Source organism: Paenibacillus turpanensis (assembly GCF_011421635.1).
In the GTDB taxonomy this organism is placed as follows: Bacteria; Bacillota; Bacilli; order Paenibacillales; family YIM-B00363; genus Paenibacillus_AK; species Paenibacillus_AK turpanensis.
On the sequence record NZ_WTLI01000037.1, the window covers coordinates 1 to 18,296 of the forward strand.

The following is an 18,296-nucleotide window of genomic DNA, read 5'->3' on the forward strand; positions in this document are numbered from 1 at the left end:
ATATGATCTTGCATTAAAGCTGCTTAAAGAGGGCGCAACCATCGATATTTCGGCGATCGCGAAGAGACCCGTTGGTAAGGTGGGTTACGATGAAACAGGGGGACAGCTTAAAAATGCAGGTGTTAAATATGAATATGAGAGAGATTTAGTAAGTAAGATTCATACGATAGACATAGATAAATTTGGTGGGCAGCTAAAAAAGTTTGCTGAAAAATACAAGGAGAACAAAGAGACTTATGAAAAAATAGCCGAAAAAACCAACATACCCCCGCAATTGATTGCAGCACTGCACTACCGCGAATCATCCGGGAATTTTAAAACTTATTTACACAACGGGGAGCCGTTAGGACAAACGACAACCAAGGTGCCCGCCGGTATCTATTTTGATAATTTTATCGATGCCGCAGTTGACGCCATTCAAAGACAAATAAAGAGTAAGGGCAATACCTTCGGTCTTACTGCCGACTCCAATGACATTGTCGCCATGCTGACCTTCGCTGAACAGTACAATGGATGGGGATACTATAACAAGGATGTAGTAAGTCCATATGTATATAGCGGAACGAATGTATATACATCTGGAAAGTATACTTCGGACGGAGTATATAACCCAAGCGTTAAGGACAAGCAACCAGGGGTTTATATTATGCTCAAATCATTAGAAGCAACAGTTTCTGGGAGTGGAAGCGAGAGTCCATCATCAACTGATTCGGATAACGGAAATGAGCCATCAAATCCAATTGATTCGCCAAATAACCAATCGAGTCCAAACCAGTCTCCGCTACAAAAGAAAATTGATGCTTTCTTATCTGTAGCAGAAAAGGAATTGGAAAAGGGGTTTGTGGAGGCTAAAAACAGTCCGGATTCCAAAGAAGGAAACAATATGACACCCTACGGGAAATGGTACGGTTTAAATGGCCAGCCTTGGTGTGCTATGTTTGTTTCTTGGATTGCTGATCAAGCGGGAGTTCTCGGTACGGAAGTACCTAAATTCGCAAGAGTAACGGACGGAGTACAATGGTTTAAGGATAAAGATAGTTATATGACCCGCAGTTCTGATTATAAACCAAATGCTGGAGATGTCATCTTTTTCAAAAATACGAGTGGTCAGCATCATGTTGGAATTGTAACGGGTTACGACCTTAAAGAAGGGGTTGTATACACTATTGAAGGAAATACAAGTGATGCAGTGAAACGGAGAAAATATTATTTGTCTGATCCTTATATTCTAGGTTACGGGGTAACGGGGGGGAGCGGCTATGGTTCAACTGATGCGGATGCGACCTTCGGAAGTAGGCATCGAAACCGCTAGGATGGAAAGAGGCAGGTATTCTAGTGAAGTGGAGAGATTAATGTGAAGAGAAGATATTTAGCCGTTTTCACTGTGATTCCTATATTCCTGTTCTTAATAATTTTGGGCGGATGCAGATTGGAGAGAGGAGAAGTAGCGACGATGAATACTCCATCTGAAGGAAAAGATTTAACTGAGTTTACTATGGAAAATGGGAAGATAAATCTAGATGAAGCAAAACGCATTATTTTAGAATCTGAAGCTGCAATACAAAAATGGAAGGAGGGTGGTGGAGAAGAGTTGATCGGCTACTACGGTGTTTCTCCAATTTATGGATTGGCAAAGGCAAACCGAGTTGAACTTGAAGCACAACTATCGAAATACTTTAGCCCAGATATTCTAACCTACATATTGTCAACTCATAACATTGTTTGTACGAACGAAGCCTGTGGTTTATACCGGGACCATGAAGGAATGTATTTTTTGGATCCGTACGGCGAATTCAGCATTTACAAGGAAACAGAAGAGTATGTAGACGTTCAAGTCGGCTTTCAGTATGAGGGCCTGGACAAAGAACGATTTCCCGCCGCGAATGGAATATACCGAATTAGCACGGAAGAGGGGAAGAATACGATTATCAAGGTGTCTCAATCCTATAATGATCAGCTATATGGATCAGGCATCGAACCGAAGGTAGAACCAATATCCCATATTACAGCCTTCAAACTAGTAGAAGGTAATTGGGGAGTTACAGGCAAGAAATCGGCTCATTTGAAATTAGAAATTGATGAAATAGGAATATCGAATTATATCGATTTATTGATTGAAACAGAGACAAAAAGGAGGCTGCTGATTAAAACCAATTTGTATATATCAGATGAAGATAATGGGTCCTTTACTTTTGATTCCAAGGATATCGGACGAAAGGTAACAGGTGAGTTAAGTATATCGGATGACGGTACGCTGCTGGTTTCCATAAGTGATGCAGGAGAGTTTTCCGGAACATATATTTTAAATAGAATATTTAATTAAAATCTAAGGTCTCAAGAGCAGCAATCATATGGCTTTTAGCATAGAAATGGAATAAAAAGGCACGTGAAAATCCTAGATTTCTAGTCTATATTCCCCAGTTATTTACATGGGAAATAGTGTAAATTTTGAGTCGAAAGTCAATTGGACGGCCTATTTCAAAAGGGTATACTTTATATGTACTTTATACCAATATTTTAAATAGGAGATGGTAAAGTTGGCAGAACTCAAGTTAAGTTATGAAGGTTTACGGAACCAAGGTAACGTAGTTGCACGCAAGCACGAATCTTTTGAAACGTTGATCGCAGATGTAAAACGGATTATCGAGGATTTGGATACGGTTTGGAGCGATAAGGCGGCATCCGATTTCAAAATGAAGGTTCAGCAAATGGACCCAACTTTCCGTTCCTTTGGCGAGCTGCTTGACAACCTGTCCAAACATATGATTAAGGTTGCGGATAACTACTCGCAACTGTCTGAAAACATTGTTCAATCGCAAAACAACTTCTAATAAAATAAGACTAGATTTATGTTTGGACACTGGAGACTAGATTTAAGCCGACTTTATCAGACTCAATCCAAACAATCCCGCTAACTTATCGTACACGATGGAGCCGACCGATTTTCAGGGACATTTCCTGATGATCGATCGGCTCTTTGATATCCGCAAATAAAACCACTGCACATATCGATACTAGTACATTCTCAACTTTTCATGTTCATGTGGGGGAATTCCCATGATGGAAGAGGAGGGGTAGCATTGTATAAAAGAATTACCAAGCTTCCGATCAAGCTGCCGATACCCGCACACGGCGATCCAAAACAATTTGGTGAAAAAAGTACGCACAAAATGCGAGTATACGAGATGACAAGTTGAGAAACAGTGTGCCTTACACGTGGAGTGACACTGTTTATAAAGACATCGCTTTGATCTGGAAAGGAACAAATCCCGAGAACGGCCAGCCTTTTCAAGTAATCGAAGGAATTCCAGAAGGAGCGCCTATTCCTGATTTTGATGATTTGCCTCAAGAATTTGCCCCCGGAATTTTAAAGGATGACTACGAATTGATCGTGAAGCGATTATTAAAAGATCTACCCCCCAGCCTATCCTTTCAAAATACTTCGATAATGAGTCGGTGATGTGCCCATCACTTTCTTGAACAATCTGGAAAAATAATACGGATCATGAATCCCTACAGCCGCTCCCACTTCTTTGACGCTTAATCCGGTTAAATCCAACAGCTGACTGGCGCGCTGCATTTTCATTCGCAGAAAGTAATCCATGGGCGGCATACCGGTGGCCTCTTTAAATACATACGTTAGATGCTGCTTGGAAAGCCCGATATAGCTGGCGATCTCATCAAGCTTGATTGTTTTTCCCATATGTTCGGTCATAAAGTGGATGGCCTGTTCTAAGTAAATATCGATTTTTTTGCCGGCTTGGCCCGAGGCGGACATGCCCAGACTGCTGATAAGAAGACGCATCGTTTGCGAAGCATGGGCATGATGCGTGTACAAAAAGGGCTTTCCAATAAGCAGTTGATAGCATTGCTCAAAGCCTTCGGTCAGCTTCACCGATGCCGTCCAGGATAGACTGTGTAGAAATTCCTGCAGCTGATACAAAGTGAGCAGCTCCTCCACATGATTTCCTTTTAGGTGAAACCAGTAAATACTCCATGGGTTTGTGTTGCTTGCACCATAACGGTGAGGCGTGCCGGAAGGGATCATAACGAGCGTTTGCGGCGTCACTTTGTAGTGCGGAGCTGGCGTATCCTTGTCTAGGCTTGTACCCGGTTCCCCTAGCTCAACCCAGCCCATCCCCTCGGCGCAATACATGAAAATATGAGCCTCACAGCCTTCGGATCGCTCCCGGTAATGGTATTTCGCATGTGGAAAATAGCCGATATCCGTTATATATAAGTCATGTGTTAAGCATTGTTTGGACAACGTGGTTTCCACCGTTTCGGGCAGCACAAACAGCTTTTCGGATGCAAAGCCATCTGGTTTTTGAATAGCTTCCGTAACCAAGTCTTTTCCCCTTTACGGATTCATCGTGAATTATTTTATTTTATAAGAATATCGTCCATCATTTACAGGGTTTCGTCAATTTTGATTTGATCGGTTTGCAGGTATGCTACTCCTAAGAACTTGAAGCAAGGAGTGAGCGGCATGACTGAGGCCAAGCAACCTGTACGCATAGGGGAGGAGATCGTAGAAATTCCTACCTACGGCGTCGGCAAAGCAGATAAAAATCCGATGTTCCTGGAGAAGCGGGTCTATCAAGGCAGCTCCGGGCGTGTGTATCCGCATCCGGTGATCGATAAGATTGAAGACGAGAAAGCGCCGAAGCCTTACACCATAATCGTTTTGGAAAATGAATATTTGCGGATTGAGGTCATGCCCGAAATCGGCGGGCGAATTTATCGTGCACTAGATAAAACGAATCATTACGATTTTGTATATTACAATCGAGTCATCAAGCCCGCTCTAGTCGGTTTAGCCGGGCCTTGGATTTCCGGCGGAATCGAATTTAACTGGCCTCAGCATCATCGGCCGAATACATTCGGACCTGTTGAATACCGCTGCACGGAAAATGAGGATGGCAGCGCCACGGTGTGGGTGAGCGAGATCGACCGGATGTACGGGACGAAAATGACGGCAGGCTATACCTTGTATCCGGAGAAGGCGTATCTGGAGATCGCCGTGCAGCTGTACAATCGCACTCCCGAGCCCCAAACCTTCCTATGGTGGGCTAATCCGGCCGTAGCCGTAAATGAGCATACGCAGTCCGTATTTCCTCCGGATGTAACGGCAGTGTTCGATCACGGGAAGCGGGATGTATCGAGATTTCCCATTGCAACGGGGACCTATTACAAGACGGACTATTCCGAAGGCGTCGATATTTCGCGCTACAAGAACATCCCCGTGCCTACTTCTTACATGGCTTATAAATCCGACTATAACTTTGTGGGCGGTTACGATCATGGCGTTCAAGCAGGCTTGCTGCATGTAGCGGATCATCATATTTCACCCGGCAAAAAGCAGTGGACGTGGGGGAATGGAGACTTCGGACAGGCTTGGGATCGAAATTTGACGGATGAGGACGGCCCCTATATTGAATTGATGACAGGAGTCTACACCGATAATCAGCCGGACTTCACTTGGCTTCAGCCCTATGAGGAAAAGTCGTTCAAGCAATACTTTATGCCCTATAAACATATCGGTGTTGTGAAAAATGCATCCATTGATGCAGCGGTAAATGTAGAAGTGGACGAATCGTTGCGGCAGGCAGTTGTTCAAGTATATGCCACCTATGAAATCGAGGATGCCCGAATCATTTTTAAAGGGAAAAAGAGTACTTATGTGTCCGAATGTGCATCGCTGTCTCCAACAATAACATTCCAAACGGTAGTTGCATTAGATGGGGAGGATCAGGCGCATGATTTAGTAGTGAAGGTTCAAGACCGAAGCGGGCGTGTCTTGATCAGCTACCAGCCGAAGGAGCCGCAGATTGAGCGTGTGCCTGATGCGGCAAAGCCGATGCCCGAGCCGGAAGAGCTAACAACCAATGAACAGCTGTATTTGGCCGGGCTGCATCTCGAGCAATATCGCCATGCGACCTTTGAGCCGGAAGCTTATTATCTGGAAGGCTTGAAGCGGGATGCCGGTGACAGCCGAATTCATATTGCTTACGGGACGCTGCTGCGGCGGCGGGGGTTATATGAACAAAGCGAGCGGCATTTCCGCAAAGCGGTTACGTCCCTGACGTGGAGAAATCCGAATCCTTATGACAGTGAGGCTTATTATCAGCTGGGACTGTCCTTGAAGTTGCAGGGTCGCATGGATGAGGCGTATCGTGCCTTTCATAAAGCAGTATGGTCGGCCGCATGGCAGGACAGCGGTTATTTTGCTTTGGCGCAAATTTCATGTTCTCGGGGCAGCTATCACGAGGCCATGGAGCATGTAGAGCGGTCCTTGCTACGCAATGCGCGGAATTATAAAGCGAGGCATCTAAAGACGGCACTGCTTCGTAAGCTGGCAAGATGGGATGAGGCGCTGGAATATGCAAATGAAACGTTACGTTTGGATATTGCTGATTTTGGTGCATTGTTCGAAATGGCCCTTATTTATGAGGAGATGGATGAACGGGAGCGAGCTATCCGCAAACAGAGCGAATTCCACAGCTTGACCCGTGGAGATGTCCATAATGTTTTGGCGCTTACAGCTGACTACGCGGAGTGCGGCCTATATACTGAAGCAGCGAAACTAGGAATGCGAAACGTGGAGGGGAACGGCGGAGGCACGGTTTATCCGATGGTTTTCTATACACTAGGCTATCTAGAGAAGGCGATGGGACGTCTGGAGGAGGCAGCGAGTTATTTCCGCTTGGGATCAGAGGCCGTTCCGGATTACTGTTTTCCGAATACGCTTTTTGAACTGGCGGTGCTTGAGGCTGCAATCCATTACAACGCAAAAGACGCCAAGGCGCACTATTACCTTGGTAATTTACTGTACGACAAGAAGAGAGCCGCAGATGCCATTCGGCATTGGGAAGCCTCCCGGGAAGCCGACGCGACCTTTGCAACGGTTCACCGTAATTTGGCCCTAGCTTACTACAACAAGCTCCACGACGCAGAGAAAGCGAGGGTAAGCATGGAAGCGGCTTTCCGCTGCAACCCTGACGATGCCAGAGTATTCTACGAGCTCGACCAGCTGTACAAAAAGCTGGGCATCATTCCTCGCGAAAGGCTGGAAAAGCTGGCGGAACACCTCAGCCTCGTTCAAGCGAGAGACGATCTCTACTTGGAATATGTCACTCTCCACAACAGCCTGAAGCAGCACCAAGCCGCTTTGAAGCTGCTCCTGCAGCGGAAGTTTCATCCCTGGGAAGGCGGGGAAGGCAAGGTGACCGGACAATACGTCAATTCATTCGTGCAAATCGGCAAAACGCTTTTGCAGGAAGGCCGATATTCGGAGGCGCTTGCCGCGCTGCAGCAGGCTCAGGTCTATCCGGAAAATTTAGGGGAAGGGAAGCTCGCCGGGGCCCAAGAAAATCATATCTACTATTACCTCGGGTGCTGTTACGAGGGGGTAGGAGATCGGGAAAGGGCGGGGAAAGCATTTGCAGCTGCCTCGCAAGGGCAGGAGGAGCCGGCTTCCGCTATGTTCTACAACGACAGTCCGCCTGATCTCATCTATTATCAGGGCTTGGCTTGTTTGAAGCTGGGCCAGGAGGGAGAAGCGCGGCGCCGGTTCAACAAGCTGGTCGATTACGGAGAACGCCATCTGTTTGACGAAATCAAGATCGATTATTTTGCCGTTTCTCTTCCGGATTTCCTCGTTTTTGACGATGACCTCAACTTGCGGAACCGAATCCACTGTTATTACATGATAGGACTAGGTTATCTTGGTCTCAGCCAACAGAAGAAGGCTCAGCAATTCCTAAAAGCAGTGCTGCAGCTCGATCCCAGCCATCAAGGCGCACTGTCGCATTTGGAATAATAGATACCGGGCAGCTTCGTTACATACGGAGCTGCTCTTAACGCAGCGATATTTTCCAATACACCATATGCCGCGTATCGGTTCTATGTTTTAATGTTGGTAACGAAGCCGCTGGAGGGAAGGATCGTGCAGAAGCTGAAGGTGTTTATTATCGACGATGAAATTTTAGCCATTCAACATTTAAAAGCATTAATTGATTGGGACGAACACGGCTTTGAGGTGGTCGGTGAAACGGTGCATCCCCGCAAGGGGCTGGAGCTGGCAGCAGCTTTAAATCCGGATGTAATGTTCGTCGATATTCGCATGCCGGTAATGGATGGACTGGAGTTTAGCGAAAAGCTTCTCGAAGCGGGCTGTAAAGCCAAAATCGTTGTATTAACGTCGTACAAAGAATTTGATTATGTAAAACGCTCCTTAAAGCTCGGGGTTTTCGATTATTTGGTCAAGCATGAGCTCACACCGGAAAGCTTAAGTCAGGAATTGCGGCGCATTCGGGAGGAAATCATGCAGGAAAGGACCGTTCAGAAAAAGCTGAGCAAGCCCATATTGACGGGCATCGTCGAGGGGAAGCAGCCATCCGGCGATGATTTGAAAACGCTTACCATCCATTTGTCCCAATACGGCAGCCAGTATTTTTTCATTGCGGTAGAAGCGGATGTAGGCTTCCCGGTTCTGGGGGAGAGGTCTAATCAAAATATAGATGCTGAACGAGTATCCGAGCTCCGGGGAATTCAGGTTCCGAAGCCGCTATATATCGCCGAAACCTTTCCTTTAGGCGGACAACGACTGGGAATTCTGCTCATCTCATCCGGCATTTCAAGTCAGCTTCAGGTGAATGAAATGCTGTTTCATGCGTCTTATGTGCTGAAGCAGTCGTTTCGTGAACAGCAAGGCTGCGGCACGGTATCGGCGGCTTTCTCTGCGCCTTTCACTGATATTTGTCAGCTCGGCAAGGCGGCGGAACAAACGCAGAAGCTGCTAAGCATGCGCATTTTCCATGGACCGGATCGGGTCTGGGGGTATTACGAGGAAGGAATTCGTCCGAAAGCGGCAGCTGAAGCCGCAGCACAGCAGATTGAGCAGTACATAAGGGGCGTTAAGGACTGCATCGGCAGTATTCAGCTCGGAAAGCTGGAGGAACAGCTCCGCCTTTTGTTTAACTCCGTTAAAACGTCCATGCAGCCTGATTCACTGCAGAACGTCTGCAAGCTTTTGACTGATGAGCTTGAAAAGCTCCGATCCAATAAAGGCCTGCCCTCGGTAAAGGAGGGTACAAATGAAAAAGCTGTGGAAACGGAACATTGGAAGACGATCCAAGGAATTTCCCAATGGTTTACGGGGGAGTTTAAAGCACTGCTGGAAGGGGACGGCGCGGAAACTTGCGGGTATTCACCGAAGGTGCGGAAGGCGATTCAATATATGCAGCAGCATTTTGCAGAGGAAATCACGATTGAGCAAATTGCGGAGCATCTGCATATCAGCGGCGATCATTTGCGGCACTGCTTTAAAAATGATACGGGGCGTACTGTATTGGACTACCTCACGGATTTGCGCATCGATAAGGCCAAGCAGCTCCTTTCCAAAGGGAATTACAAGCTTTACGAGGTTGCTGAGAAGGTGGGTTATCGCAGCAGTCATTATTTCAGCAAGGTATTTCAAAGAGCGACGGGGCTTCACCCGCTAGCCTACTCGGAAAGGAAGCATTCCTGATGGGAAGCCGGCTTCGAGTCAAAATCAGAACGAAAATTATTTTGGTAACCGTCATGATCATCTCCATTTCATTATTGGCAAGCAGCTGGATCACCTACTCCTATGTGACCGAAATCATGAGAGAGCAGGCCGTGCGGGACAATACGACGAAGCTGGAGCAGAACGCTCTTTTGATCAATAAAATTCAAGACCGGTTAGTGGAAACTGCGGAGTATATGATTAGTGATGCCCAAATGAACGGGCTTATGGTGAAAACGCCGGATGAGACGTATGAGCAAAGTTATTTTAAAAAGGTGAGAGTGAAGGAAAAGCTGATGAACTTTCCCGCCATGAATTCGGGACTGTTGAATGTGATGATTATTCGGCCGGACGGCGAAGTGTTTTCCAATTATCAGGGCTATGAAAACTATTATAAAGAGTATTTGCGCCAGCCATGGTTCACCTCATTTCAGGACGGGAGCAATACGACACGCTTTTCAGTCCCGCATGATTTTATTTTCCTGAACCGAAATCAGCAGGTAATCAGCTATGTGATCGGTTATAAAAATTTTCAAGATCTTCAAGAGGCTCGTTATTATATTGTGCTTGATGTAAGCGTTAAGGAGATCGCCAATGTGTTCTCTCAAAGCAGCAAAGATTTTGAACAACTGCTGCTGTTTCATTCGAATGGGACGCCTTTGTTTAACAGTCAGCCGTCGAAGGACGACTGGTCCGCAGCCGGGCACCAGAACCGCTTCATTGAAATTGTAGACACGACGGTGAACGGAGGCTGGAAGCAGGTCGCCATTATTTCAAAGTCGAGGCTGTATGAAAGGATAAATAACATTTTTATCGTTTATTTATGGATCGCGGCAGCGAGCTTGGCCTTCGTTCTGCTGGTGCTGCTTCCGCTGCTAGTAAATATTACGAGGCCGATTTCACAATTGGTACGAGCGATGAAGCGGGTGTCGGTAGGAGACTTGAACGCAGCAATTCAAATCAAAAGCGGCGATGAAATGGAGCTGCTGGGCAACGGCTTTAATCGTATGATGGCTGATTTGAAAAGTCTCATCGACTCTCTCGTGTATGAGCAGAAGATTAAGCGCAATATGCAGATAAATTTATTATTATCGCAAATGAACCCTCATTTTATCTACAACACGCTGAATACGGTCATTTATTTGTCTCATGCGGGGCGAAATAAAGAGACGGTCACCATTACGACCTCGTTGATCGATATGCTGCAGGATACGATCAAAATTGGCGACGAGGCCTTGTTCTCCACATTGGCGGAAGAACTCGATATCGTCAAAAAATACAGCAGCATTCAAAGCTACCGCTATCCGGATCGCTTCCGTCTAGAATGGAATATCCCTGAACGTCTGCTACGCTGCACCGTCCTTCGTATGATGCTGCAGCCGCTGGTGGAAAATGCGTTATACCATGGGATCTTCCCTTTGGAAAAGGAGGGTTGCATTACGATATCCGCTTGGGAGGAAGGGCAGCTGCTTTATGTCGCTGTTGAAGATAACGGGATGGGCCTGCCGAAAACGGGGGAAGCGGCGGCGAGTGCTTCGACGGGGATCGGGCTGCAAAATATTCGCGAGCGATTGCAGTTTCATTACGGGAATCAAGCGGGAATCGAGCTCTTAAGCATCCCCGAGGAGGGAACAAAGGTGACGATTTACCTGCCGCTGTCTGCACCAAACGTACAAGCCGTGACAGCCGGAATCACCGAATCGTGAACAAAATAACCGAATTGTAACATTTTTCAGCGATTGCGAGGATGATAACATCAATAATGTAAACGATTTCAAAACAGATGGAGGGGTTTAAATGGTTCGTAGCATGATCGGTAAAGGATATATTGTGCTGCTTGCGGCGGTTCTTATGCTGGCAGTTGTACTGTCGGGCTGTTCAGGAAATGGGGCGGGCAGCGGTGCTGGCAGCAGCGACAGCGGCGGCTCGAACTCGGGGGACGCCGGCGCGTCCGGCGGAGCATCGAATGCTCCAAAGCTTGGGGGCATGCCAACGGATTTGAAGGGAGAAATTGTGGTGTGGGACTGGGATGAGGCGTTCCTCAACACGATGGTTCCGGAATTTAATAAGGTATTTCCGAACATCAAGGTGAAATACACCGTTGTTAATAACAACGACTATATGCAAAAGCTGCAAAGCGGGATTGCTTCCGGCTCGGAAGTGCCGGACGTGATCCTAGGGGAAATGAATTTCCGCGGCCAGTTGTTTGACCTTGGTGTTCTCGACAACCTGGAGAAAGCACCGTATAACTTCTCGAAGGATCAGCTGCTGGGCTACCTGCCGCCGCTGCTGTCTAACACAAAGGGTGAGCTGGTTGGGGTGGATCAGTCGATCACACCTGCCGGACTCGGATACCGCAGAGACTTGGCTGAGAAATACTTAGGCACCAGCGATCCAGAAGCTCTTTCCAAGATTCTTACGGATTGGGATGCTTTCATCAAGAAGGGGATCGAGGTAAAGGAAAAGAGCGGCGGGGCGGTAACGATGATCGCCAGCTTTGACGATGCGTACCGGGTAATTAAAGGTCAGACGGAAACAGCTTACATTAACGGAACAACGATCAATCTTACAGAGCGTATGAAGAAGCCGTTCGAAACGCTGTTCGCTATGCGAGACGCCGGAATTTTAGGTAAATACGAGGGCTATACGCCGGGCTGGAACGCTTCGTTCGCGAAAGGCGATAACATTTTTTATCCGATGGCGCCTTGGAGCCCGAAATGGAACGTACAGGCGAATGATCCTGACGGCATCGGCCGCTGGGGCTTGATGGCTGCACCGGAAGGCGGGTTCACTTACGGGGGCACTTCGGTAAGTGTATACAAAGGCAGCAAAAACAAAGAAGCGGCATGGGCTTACATTTACTTCTGCTACTTATCCAGTGAAGGCATGGAAATCAATTATAACAAGTTCGGCAATATGCCGGGCATTACTTCTTTCTTCGAGAAGCATAGAGATTGGCTGGAGAAGGGCTCGGAGCTCGACAAATATTTTGGCGATCAAAACCTGAGCTTAACCTTCTACGACAAAATCGTGCCGGAGGTGAAGGGCGCAACGCAGACCAAATACGATTCGATCGTGGCCACTGTGTTTGGTTCCCTCTTCCCGCTGTGGATGAAGGATACGAGTATCGACGCGAACGCAGCGCTGGAGAAATTCAAAGCCGAGGTTAAAAATCTAGCTCCCGAAGCGACGGTTCATTAATCGATAGGGTCAGGGTGAAAAAGCGCAGGTTTTTTCACCCTTTTGATTCTAAGGGGGGATACTTGTGAATGCTCAGGTCCAAGCTCAAACGGCGGTAAAGACACGTGCGAAGCGCTCCGGCATGAAGCTATGGCCATATCTTTTCTCGCTGCCCTTTGTGCTGTTTTATGCTGCCTTTCAATTTTATCCGATTCTGTATTCGTTTTATTTAAGCTTCCACGATTGGAACGGGGTCGGCGATAAGCAATTTGTCGGGTTAGCGAATTATATTACGCTCTTTACGAAGGACCCGTTATTTTACAAATCGCTTTATAACACGATTGTTATTATGCTCATGTCAATGCCAGTAATGATTTTGGGCGGCATGGTGCTCGCATATCTTATTTTCAATATGGCGAAGGGAAGAATGTTTTTCCAAACCGCCAATTTCCTGCCCTATATCACGACTCCCGTTGCCATTGGATTCATTTTTTCGTTTATGTTCGATTGGCAGACCGGGATTGTGAACAGCATTTTGTTGAAGCTCGGCGCGCTGAATGAGGGCGTCTACTGGCTTCAGGATCCGTGGCTGTCCCGCGTGATCATTGCGGTGATGATCGTTTGGCGCAACTTAGGGTACTTCCTAGCGATTTACTTGGCCGGGATGACGGCGATTCCGCAGGATATTTATGAGGCTGCCAAAGTGGATGGCTCCTCGGGTGTTCACACCTTTATCCGCATTACGTTGCCGATGCTCAGAAACATCACGGTGTTTCTCGTTGTGACCTCGATGATCGGAGGGCTGCAGCTGTTTGATGAACCGAAGCTGCTGTACGGCGGATGGACGGCCAATCAAGTGGGCGGGCCCGATAATGCGGCGCTGACCGTCATTTGGAAGTTCGTGAATGACTCCTTCATGAACATAAAGTTTGGCTACGGCTCGGCTATTGCTTATGCCTTGTTCGTCATTATTGTGCTGTTTTCGGTCGCGAGCTACAAGCTGTCCATGGGGAAGGGGGATAAAGCATGAAAGTAGTCAAATGGATCTTTCTAGGCGTGGTGACGCTCATTTCACTGTTCCCCTTTTACGTCATGCTGATGATGTCCACGTATTATTCGGAGGATATTTTCAAAGGACTGCCGCTGCTCCCGTCGGACTATTTGGTGGAAAACCTGCAGACCGTATTCAAAACGAATTTCCTCAAGGTCTATGGCAACAGCTTACTCGTATCCCTTTCCTCCGTCCTTATCGGGGTGCTCACGGCAACCTTAATCGGCTATGCCGTGGCGAAGTACCAGTTTAGGCTTAAAGGCTTTCTAAATTACTTTATTATATTGACGATGATGGTTCCGGCCCAGGTCGGATTAATCGGCTATGTCATTGAAATGAGGAGCCTGGGGCTGGGCAATACGCTGCTACCGGTAATCTTAATTTGGAGCGCATGGCCGTTCGGGGCGTTCTTCATGGTGCAGTTTATTCGGGATACGGTTCCGAATGAAATTATCGAATGTGCAAGAATCGACGGAGCCTCCGAGCCTCGCATTTTATTTAACATTGTGATGCCGTTAATAAAACCGGGGCTTGCGACATTATCCACCCTTGTGTTTCTTTGGTCGTGGAACAATTACCTGCTGCCGCTCGTCACCATTAATAACGATGAAAATTATACGATCCCGTTGTTTGTTTCGACATTAGGGTTCGTCCACAGAACGGATTACGGAGCACGGATGGGGGCGCTTGCTCTGTCTACCATTCCGGTGCTGATCCTATTCCTGCTCGGCAGCCGGACGTTCATTAAAGGCATTACAGCGGGAGCGGTAAAAGGCTGACACGGCGATATACGTACGATAAGCGGAAACAGGGGGAAGGGATTGCGATGAGTGTACTGGAAATAAATGTGAATGTGGCCAACAAAGAAATTTCTCCGGGAAAAATGGCTCGCAATCACGGAACGAACCCGAATGGCCGTTCCTTTGGTTTTACGAGCTTCTACATGACACGTGATCATGCGCCGGTCATTCCTGTCGTGGGAGAGTTTCATTTCTCGAGGTTCTCCCATTTATATTGGGAGGAAGAGCTCCTTAAGATGAAGGCGGGAGGCGTATCGATAGCCGCCACCTATGTGTTCTGGAATCACCATGAGGAGGATGAAGGACGGTTTCGGTGGGATGGGGACCGCAATCTACGGCATTTCATCGATCTTTGCTCGAAGCATGAGCTTCCGTTGATTTTACGGATCGGCCCGTTCTGCCATGGGGAGGTTCGCAACGGAGGCCTGCCCGACTGGCTGTTTGACAAGCCGCTGGAGGTGCGCTCCAATGATGAGCGATATCTCTGCTATGTGGAACGGTTGTATCGCGAGATCGCCAGACAGCTTGGCGGCGGCAGCCTTTATCAAGAAGGGGGACCGATCATCGGCATCCAGCTGGAAAATGAATTTATGCATTGCGGCGCTCCGTTGGATGCATGGGGCTACGCCCCCGGTGTTTACCTTACCTCCGGTACGGGCGGAAATGAGCATCTGAATGAGCTGCGCCGCATCGCCGAGGGGGCAGGGCTGCGCCCGCTGTTTTTTACGGCGACAGCTTGGGGCGGCGCGGCCGTGATGGAGTCGGATACGCTGCCGATGCTGGCCGGGTATGCTTACACGCCGTGGATCCCCAATCAGCCGCCGAGCGGGGAATATATTTTCCGCAATCTGCACACGCTTCCTGCCGAGCCGGTGAACTATAACACGAAAGAGTACCCCGTCGCTTATTGCGAAATGGCGGGAGGGATGCAGGTCAGCTATAAAGCCCGGCCGTACGTTGCACCGGAAAGCATAGAGGCGATGACGCTGGTGAAGCTGGCCAGCGGCAGCAACCTGCTCGGCTACTACATGTATCACGGCGGCACGAATCCGGTGGGTAAGCGAGGCTTTCTGAACGAATCCGGCCTGCCTAAGCTGACCTACGATTACCAGGCACCGCTTGGGGAGTTCGGCCGGGTAGGCGGCTCCTATGACCGGATTCGATCCATCGCCATGTTTCTCGAAGCGTTCGGAACGATGTTAGCCCCGATGGGGACGTATTTGCCGGAGGGGCAGGACCGGATCGAACCTAGCGATCCGGATCCGCTTCGGTGGTGTGTAAGGCAGCAGGATGGGGCCGGCTTCGTGTTTATAAACAATTTTCAGGATCATGTGGAAATGCGGAAGCATGAAGGTGTGAGGATTGAGCTGCAGACCTCACGGGGACCGGTATCCTTTCCGCAAAAAGGTACCTTTACGTTGAAACAAGGTGCGAGTGTGATCCTGCCGTTTCACTTGGAGCGGGACGGGGTGCACTATAAGAGCACCACGGTTCAGCCTTTGACGACTCTGCGGCGGCGGAATGCTCCCGTGCATGTGTTTATTGCTCATGAGGGGCTTGCGCCTGAGCTTGTCATTGCCAAGGATTCGGTGGCTTTGATCGAGGCAGAGGGTGCTGTGATCAAAAGTGACGATCACGCTTGGGTGGTTCAGCCGTCCGTCGGCAAGGAACACGGAATTACTCTGCATGCAGCGGATGGCCGCTCGGTGCAGGTGCTTGTTCTAAGCCGCGTGGAGGCGCTGCAGGCGTATCGTTTTGATCTTTGGGGAGAGGAGCAGCTGGTGCTTAGTGAAGCGAATCTTTATGTAAAAGACGAGCGGCTAATTTGTACCTCCACCGGGAGGTCCGACTTCTCGCTTTGGCTCTTAGGAGATTCTTCCGCCACCTATGAACTGAATGCAGGTGAGTATGAGCAGCGGCCGATTGGGGCCTTCCATGAGCTTACGATAAGCTGCCCTCATTATGAACCGCAAATGAAAGTGGAGCATCCATCACGGCGCTTTGCGTTGATCGATGTAAGTACGGATTGGCCTACATATATAGAGGATGTATTTCTGGAAATTTCGTACGAAGGGGACGTAGCAGGTGCGTACTTGGGGGATCGTTTGATCACCGATCATATCCAATACGGGGCACCGTGGTTCATTGGGCTGAAGCAGTTTCGTCAGGAGCTTCGGGACCAGCAGCTGCTTTTATCCATAACGCCGCTTCGTAAAGGGGAAGTGCATGCCTTTGTAAATCAGGCTTATGTGGAACGCTTCGAAGGGGTGGAAATTGCACAGTTTCAATCTATACATGCAACTGCTTATTATCGAACGGCGATAAGGAAGGGACAGGAGGGATAAGCATGGCGGCAGTAATGGACCGTCTTCCGCGCAGGCTGACCATCACGATGTGGGATTTTTCTTGGTATACGATGACCATGCCGGGAGAGCCGTATCATGATTTGGAAAAATGCTTTCAGGAAGCGGTGGAGCGAGGATACAACACGATTCGGATTTGTGCCATGCCGTACCTGCTGTTTACCGCAGATGGACCCCGCCAAGGTCCGCTGGCGTTCTCCAATTTGGGGCAAGTCGGCATCCGAACCCGGTGGTATAACTGCAAGGGCGGAGCGGTGCTGGATGGACATCAGCATCTGTTGAAATTGTTTGCGCTGGCTCGGGAGTATGACTGCTATTTGATTCTTTCCTCCTGGGAATATCAGCAAAGCCCGAGCTTTTTGAAGACGTCTGAGCTGTTCGAGGAGCTGCTGGCTATCTCTCCGAAGGAACGGTTTATGGCTTTGGCCCGGTCGATGGACCAGCTGCTTTATGATGTAAAAGCCGCAGGACTCGCCGACCGAATTGCTTATGTGGAGCTGCATAACGAGATTGAATTTGGGCGGTTAACACAGGTTGCGCTTGAGGCCGGTATTACGGATGGACGGTCCAGCCGGTTGATCCAATATACGAAGCCCTACGTGGAGGAAGCCCTGCGATATTTGCAGGAGCAGCACGAGGATTTGCTGGTTACAGGCTGCTATACGTTGAATGAGCCGTATTCTAAGGATTATCTTCCCGGGAACGGGCAGGTCGCTCATTTTCACATGTATATCAATGGGGTACTGGGACAGCTCATGCAGGAGACGGGCATTCGGAATCCGGCGATTGCTTTTCCGAATGGACTCGTCCGTTCACTGCTGCGCGAGGATGCTCCACCGTTTGAACAATACATGCTGCCTACGGGTGAGGAATGGCGGCTCCACGAAAATCCGGTAGGGCTCAAGCTGCTGTATCTTCATGATTGGTGTGATCCGGTAAAATGGGACCTGTATCTTTATGAGCATTATGCATTTCATAAACATGCGATGCTGCAAAAGGTAGAGGAGCGATTTGCGGAAGCGGCGGATTGGGCTGCCGATCATCGCCTTCCCATCGTTATCGGGGAAGGCTATGTCGGTTATACTCCGCTGCTTGCACAGTTTGAGGAGGGCCCTGTCGGGAAGGCCATCGCGGAATACGCGATCCGGATGGGGATGGAGCTGGGCTTCTGGGGGATGGTGTTATGCTCCAACTGCGCGCCGCATCATCCGTTTTGGGCGGACGTGAGTTGGCAGCAGCGATGGAACAGCTATATCAAGCAAGTATAAGAAAAAAGCCTGTTGAGCGGTCTCAACAGGCAGGGCAGGGGACCTCGGGCCCAATGTCATTAAGTTAATCGCATTGTCTGAGAC

At 48.6% G+C, this 18,296-nt stretch carries 12 protein-coding genes and 1 pseudogene; 12 read left to right on the plus strand and 1 reads right to left on the minus strand.

The annotated features are described in order from the left end of the window. The 4 genes and pseudogenes from GQS10_RS22180 to GQS10_RS22195 all read left to right on the plus strand — a co-directional run. The coding region (locus GQS10_RS22180) for a CHAP domain-containing protein (RefSeq protein WP_166246389.1) at positions 1-1,312 on the plus strand (1,312 nt) is incomplete at its 5' end. Positions 1,313-1,453: 141 nt separating this feature from the next. Next, positions 1,454-2,323, plus strand: coding sequence for a hypothetical protein (locus GQS10_RS22185; protein ID WP_166246391.1), 870 nt, complete (start codon positions 1,454-1,456; stop codon positions 2,321-2,323). A gap of 214 nt (positions 2,324-2,537) precedes the next feature. Next, complete coding sequence (locus tag GQS10_RS22190) at positions 2,538-2,831, plus strand: WXG100 family type VII secretion target (protein ID WP_166246393.1); 294 nt, start codon at positions 2,538-2,540, stop codon at positions 2,829-2,831. A 374-nt stretch (positions 2,832-3,205) separates the two neighbouring features. After that, positions 3,206-3,460, plus strand: a pseudogene (locus GQS10_RS22195) (hypothetical protein); the annotation flags it as partial. Here GQS10_RS22195 and GQS10_RS22200 read toward each other — a convergent pair. Then, entirely contained in the window at positions 3,425-4,348 is a 924-nt protein-coding gene (locus tag GQS10_RS22200; protein WP_166246395.1) for an AraC family transcriptional regulator, read from the minus strand. The pseudogene GQS10_RS22195 and the gene GQS10_RS22200 sit on opposite strands and share 36 nt — an antisense overlap. 141 nt (positions 4,349-4,489) lie before the next feature. Between GQS10_RS22200 and GQS10_RS22205 the strand changes: the two genes are divergently transcribed. From GQS10_RS22205 to GQS10_RS22240, 8 genes are all read left to right on the plus strand, one after another. Beyond that, a complete protein-coding gene (locus tag GQS10_RS22205; RefSeq protein ID WP_166246397.1) occupies positions 4,490-7,822 on the plus strand; it encodes a DUF5107 domain-containing protein in 3,333 nt (1,110 codons plus the stop codon). 126 nt (positions 7,823-7,948) lie between these two features. Beyond that, positions 7,949-9,532 carry a response regulator gene (locus tag GQS10_RS22210; RefSeq protein WP_166246399.1) on the plus strand — a complete coding sequence of 528 codons (1,584 nt, stop codon included), beginning with the start codon at positions 7,949-7,951 and terminating at the stop codon, positions 9,530-9,532. Continuing rightward, positions 9,532-11,256: a sensor histidine kinase gene (locus tag GQS10_RS22215; RefSeq protein ID WP_166246401.1), complete on the plus strand. Its 1,725-nt coding sequence runs from the start codon at positions 9,532-9,534 to the stop codon at positions 11,254-11,256. Before GQS10_RS22210 ends, GQS10_RS22215 begins: the two co-directional genes overlap by 1 nt. A 91-nt stretch (positions 11,257-11,347) precedes the next feature. Next, a complete protein-coding gene (locus GQS10_RS22220) occupies positions 11,348-12,751 on the plus strand; it encodes an ABC transporter substrate-binding protein (RefSeq protein WP_243735349.1) in 1,404 nt (467 codons plus the stop codon). Positions 12,752-12,815: 64 nt separating this feature from the next. Beyond that, positions 12,816-13,760, plus strand: a complete 945-nt coding sequence (locus GQS10_RS22225; RefSeq protein WP_341805120.1) for a carbohydrate ABC transporter permease — start codon at positions 12,816-12,818, stop codon at positions 13,758-13,760. Continuing rightward, positions 13,757-14,560: a carbohydrate ABC transporter permease gene (locus GQS10_RS22230; RefSeq protein ID WP_166246403.1), complete on the plus strand. Its 804-nt coding sequence runs from the start codon at positions 13,757-13,759 to the stop codon at positions 14,558-14,560. The genes GQS10_RS22225 and GQS10_RS22230 overlap by 4 nt, the downstream gene beginning before the upstream one ends. Before the next feature lie 47 nt (positions 14,561-14,607). Next, a complete protein-coding gene (locus GQS10_RS22235) occupies positions 14,608-16,926 on the plus strand; it encodes a beta-galactosidase (protein ID WP_166246405.1) in 2,319 nt (772 codons plus the stop codon). Positions 16,927-16,928: 2 nt separating this feature from the next. Then, positions 16,929-18,212 (plus strand): cellulase-like family protein, encoded by a 1,284-nt coding sequence (locus GQS10_RS22240; protein ID WP_166246407.1) that lies wholly within the window; start codon positions 16,929-16,931, stop codon positions 18,210-18,212. Positions 18,213-18,296 lie beyond the last annotated feature (84 nt).